The sequence below is a fragment of the Aeromonas sp. S41-2 genome (assembly GCF_027705845.1).
GTDB classification, from domain to species: Bacteria; Pseudomonadota; Gammaproteobacteria; order Enterobacterales; family Aeromonadaceae; genus Aeromonas; species Aeromonas hydrophila.
The window spans coordinates 1-4,620 of the sequence record NZ_JAPDCG010000022.1; the positions used below are offsets into that span (position 1 = coordinate 1).

A 4,620-nucleotide genomic window follows, 5' to 3' on the forward strand; every position below is an offset into this window, starting at 1 on the left:
AAGACGGGAAGTTTCGGCCCTTACGGATGCCCGGAAAACCTTAGCGTACGATTTTTTCCGAATTCTGCGGGCTCCCCCTTTAGCATTATCTTTGAAAAAATGGGGGTGGCTGAATGAGTGGTAAAGGGGCAGACCTCAGCGGGCTGGATTCGTTCAACCTGTCCGACCTGATGGGCGGGCCTGGTGCCGCGCCAGTAGAGGCGGCGGAACCAGAGAATAACAACCTGCTGATTCGTGAAGTACCGATCAGCAAAATCCATCCAGACCCTAACAACAGTCGCCAGCGAGTAGACCCGGCAAAAATCACCGAACTGGCTGACTCTATGAAGGCGGTCAGTAAGGTAACAGGCAAACAACGGGGGGTGAAAAACCCCCTTAGCCTGAAGCCTCACCCGGAGCTTGAAGGCGAGTTTATGATTAACGCCGGTTATCGGCGTTACCTGGCCGCACAGGAAGCGGGCCTTGATACCGTCCCGGCGTTTATCGACTCTGACGCCGACGAGTACGATAACGCCGTCGATAACATTCAACGGGAGGGGCTGACGGCCCTCGAAATGGCCCACTTCATCCAGCGTCAAATCGACAACGGAGACAAGAAATCAGAGATTGCCGGAAAGCTGGGTAAGCCCGCTTCGTTCGTGTCTGACCATATCAGCTTTTTCGAGTTGCCGGATTGCATTCGTGAGCTGTACGACTCGGGCCGATGCGTGTCCGTTCAAGCCTTGGCTATCCTGCATCGTTCATTCAAGAACTACCCCGACGAGGTGGAAACCTATTGCATCGAAAGCATGGTTGCCGAGGATGGGGACGAACTGACAACGGCAGACGTTCGCCGCTTCTGTAATGACCTGAAGAACCCGAGCACGGAGCCGGACAGTGACGACCAGGGCGGCGCAGGCTTGCCAGGTGCAGACGGCGACAAAGAGCCGGACAGTGACGACCAGGGCGGCGCAGGCTGGCCAGGTGCAGGCGGCGACAAAGAGCCGGACAGTGACGACCAGGGCGGCGCAGGCTGGCCAGGTGCAGGCGGCGACAAGGAGCCGGACAGTGACGACCAGGGCGGCGCAGGCTGGCCAGGTGAAGGCGATAAGGACAAGCAACAGCCGTTGACCATCGACGGTGCCCCGATTGGCGGGGGCGGGCCGGATGCGGCGGCTAATGCCCTGCTGAACGCTGACGAGCAACAAGGCAAAATCAAGAAGCCGATCATTCAGGTGCGCTATGACGAGCGACCGGCTCGCCTGTTGTCCAGTCGCCGCGCTGCATATGGTTTGGGCTGGCTGAAGTACGACGACGACGGGGAAGAAATCGAAGTTGATCTGAACCAAGTTCAGCTTGTTGCTGTTATCGAGGGCTGACCATGACGGCAAAAGCGAAAACCTACTTTGCCGCTGCTGTTGCCGTTGGAGTGCTGTTGTTGTTCGCGGCCTATCCATTGCTGAAGGACAGTCAAACCCTGTTGGCCTGGCTGGCCATTATTGCAACGGTGGCCGTGCTTGTGCTGGCGGTGCCGTCGAGAATAGGCCGCAGCTTTTACCAGGCGACGTTAGCCGCCTGGCGCAAGCTGGCAAATGGCGGGAACAACTGAAGTCACAGAACGAACAAGGGGGCCAAAATCGGCCCCCTTACTTTTGGCGTTTAATCTAGCCCTTGGGGCGTGGTGAACTAGCGAAGTCTGTTCACCACGAACCGAGGGCCGACAAGCGAAGCGCGTCAGTTAGCGGCCTCAAAAGCCGTGTCACAGTCTCCGCATAGGACGTTTAGGCCAGGCTTGCCCCAAATGTTCGCCTGGCAGAGCGGGCAAGTATATTTTTCCCGATTCGACTTATTCGGGCGCTCCCCTGGCTCAAATGTGATTTCTCCATCCTCAACAGAGATCCCAGCCAGCCCCATGATAGAAAGATCCCCGGCCATTTCATCGGTGGTGCCGTTGGCGATTGCTGCCATCAGCTTTTCACGACTGGGGAAGCGATCCATCCAACTGATCCGATAGTCATCCGTCATCAGGCTTTCATATGCTTCCAAGAAGCGCCCGCCCTCAATGGCATAATCCGCCATCTTGTCGCCGGTTCGTGCTCCACCAGGTGCGCCGGTGCTGCTTGGCATTAGTCCGATAGCTTCCATGAAGTCGGCCCATTCCTTGTTGTGATAGCCACGCCGCCCAGGCTTGCCGAAATGGTGCTGCCATAGGTGGCACATTTCGTGGCAAAGCGTTTGCATAATTTCTTCGGGGGGGCATACGGCGAAGTAAGCCGGATTCATGGCGATTTCGTCCGTCCGGGTTCCTTGGGAGTTAACGAACCTCTCCGGGCTGAAATAGCCATAGGTTTGTTTTTCTCGTTGGAGGTGTAGGAGAGGAATAAAGTTTCATACTAAGCAGTCAAGTAACCCTGTTTGTACCGTTCTAAATGATACTCACCCAGAAATAAAGATTCATACTAATTCCTACTACAAAATCTGAGTCACGCTACAACTGAGTAATAAAGTATCATACTGGTTGTCTTGAGCATCCACAGATTGATTGGCCCCATTCAAACACGTTTCTGGACAAGAATGAGCTAGAAGTATTGATCTAGCTCTGGTGATTTGAATTAGAAAATGTATTAATGTTGTGTATAGTTTATCAGCAGGTATTCGTAAGCATCTAGTCAGGAAAAACAACAATACCCAACGCTTCGAGAAGCTGTTCTTGTTGCCAGCTGGCAATTTTGATACCTGATGTATCGACTTTTCGAGGATCTAAACCGTCGAGTTCGGCGTGACATAAATTAGCACCCTGTAGGCTAAACTGTCCCCAGACATCTTCAGAAAAAACACCTCGACTTAAGTCTGACTCTTTCAGTGATGCGCCCGCGAGGTGAGTCCCTATCCAGCGATTTTCAAACAGCTCACATTTTTCTAAACAGACCCGCTCCATATTGGCATAAGACAGGTTACATCCAGTAATAAAGGCTGAGCAAAAGTACATACGATTACTCACTTGATTGGCAAAGTTTGCTCGGGAAAAGTTGGCCCCTTTTAAATCACACTCACGTAACTCAATACCGTAGCAATTGGCGTTACTAAAGTTTGCCATCGCAAGCTGGCATTGTTGGAAACTTGCATCGCGAAGGTCTGCGACATCAAAATGGCAACCTTCGATATCACCCTGTTCAATGAACTTGCAGTTAATAAATGTCGCATCACGCAAGTTAGCACGTCGAAAATCGCATCGGATAAAGGTGCAAGCAGTGAAAGTAATATCACTTAGATCTTGATGTGAAAAACTGTGGTGTCGATATGTGTGACGGTAGGTTTCCATGTTGACTCCTATGATGAACTGGACGCAACACTACCATCAAAGCCACATCACATCACCAAAATAAAAACACTAAAAATCAAGATCTTAAAAACCCTCATTTTGCCTATTTTAAGGGGGTAAAATAGCGCCCTGAGCCTCTATGTTAACGTTCAAAGTACGCGGCACCATTGAAAAAAGTTATCCGCTTAAAAAGCCACAGAGAAAAGGAACCCAATAGATTACTGATGTCCGCCATGTTGGTTTCATCTAGTGCCCTGCTCCGTGTATTGGATTGCACAATCTATAACCATTATGCGGCAGCCTTTTGGATTGCACAATCCAAAGTTAGGGGAAGCCGACGAGCCAGGGAGCCCCGCGACCTGGTGAGCCTGGCCGAAGGCCAAAAGCCACTGCAAAACCGAAAAATTTCGTACGTACGAAAAAACATGGGGGGGTTAGAACTAGGGCAGGATTCGCAATTTGCTAGCGTCTGCCGCCGCTTGTGCTAAAATTGCACCTGTCCCCCCCTGCCCCCCCATGTTTAAAGAGGTCGTTAATGGCAAAGAGCTATCGGATCGAAAGGCGCGTCACTAAGGAGCAAAAAGAAGCCTGGCAGGCTTTCTGCCACGCTCAGGGCGTATCTGAATCCGACATGCTGGGCCTAATGATCGAGAAGGTTACGGCGGGCAGTGTTGCCCTTGACCATAAGGGGCTGAAGGAAACCAAGACGGATCAGCTCAATATCAGGTTGAACACCAGAGACATGAAGCGCATCACGAAGCGAGCGAAGGCCGAAGGGTTCACCAGTCGGACGGCGTGGCTAACGGCTGTTGCAATGGCCAACCTGAACCGCGAGCCGGTTCTTACCGAGAGCGAGATCCAAGCACTGCGAACGTCAAACAGGGAGTTGGCGGCAATAGGCCGGAACCTGAACCAGATCGCCAAGGTACTGAACACCGAGTTTAGAGAGTCGGATAAGCTCAACCGCCAGGCGGTTCTAGCTCTATCTGAAAAGATCGATTCCCACCGCGAGGAAGTCGCCGGTTTGCTTCAACGCAACTTAAACAAGTGGGGGATCGATGAATAAGGGCTATGACACTCTAGCCGGGTTGCTAGAGGGGAAGGTCAAGACCAAGGCCAATAAGACCGGCGATCTGAAAGGCCGAGTTAAGCGAGTCACGGATAAAGCCTCCGAGGTGATGGTTAAGGTATCTGGCGCGGCCAAAGGGGCCGAGCACGTAAAAGCTCACCTGGAGTTCGCCCAACGTTTGACATGAGGGGCGGCCAAGGGCGCCAGCCCTTGGACGTCCCCCTCGATGGAAGGGTTAGGCATCACTGCG

Annotated in this window: 5 protein-coding genes; 3 read left to right on the top strand and 2 right to left on the bottom strand. The window is 52.5% G+C overall.

Features of this window, described 5'->3' with window-relative positions; translation table 11 throughout:
• Window positions 1-113: 113 nt before the first annotated feature.
• Together OKC44_RS22025 and OKC44_RS22030 are read left to right on the top strand one after the other, a co-directional pair.
• A complete protein-coding gene (locus OKC44_RS22025) occupies window positions 114-1,358 on the top strand; it encodes a ParB/RepB/Spo0J family partition protein (protein ID WP_058687780.1) in 1,245 nt (414 codons plus the stop codon).
• A 2-nt stretch (window positions 1,359-1,360) separates the two neighbouring features.
• On the top strand, window positions 1,361-1,588 hold the full coding sequence (locus tag OKC44_RS22030) for a hypothetical protein (RefSeq protein ID WP_012477884.1): 228 nt from the start codon (window positions 1,361-1,363) through the stop codon (window positions 1,586-1,588).
• A 125-nt stretch (window positions 1,589-1,713) separates the two neighbouring features.
• On the opposite strand, the gene OKC44_RS22035 is transcribed toward OKC44_RS22030, so the two are convergent.
• On the bottom strand, window positions 1,714-2,361 hold the full coding sequence (locus OKC44_RS22035) for a SprT-like domain-containing protein (protein WP_077897378.1): 648 nt from the start codon (window positions 2,359-2,361) through the stop codon (window positions 1,714-1,716).
• Window positions 2,362-2,644: 283 nt separating this feature from the next.
• Window positions 2,645-3,301 carry a quinolone resistance pentapeptide repeat protein QnrS2 gene (locus OKC44_RS22040; protein WP_012537714.1) on the bottom strand — a complete coding sequence of 219 codons (657 nt, stop codon included), beginning with the start codon at window positions 3,299-3,301 and terminating at the stop codon, window positions 2,645-2,647.
• A 535-nt stretch (window positions 3,302-3,836) separates the two neighbouring features.
• Between OKC44_RS22040 and OKC44_RS22045 the strand changes: the two genes are divergently transcribed.
• Window positions 3,837-4,367, top strand: a complete 531-nt coding sequence (locus OKC44_RS22045) for a plasmid mobilization protein (RefSeq protein WP_011191315.1) — start codon at window positions 3,837-3,839, stop codon at window positions 4,365-4,367.
• The last annotated feature ends 253 nt before the right edge of the window (window positions 4,368-4,620 follow it).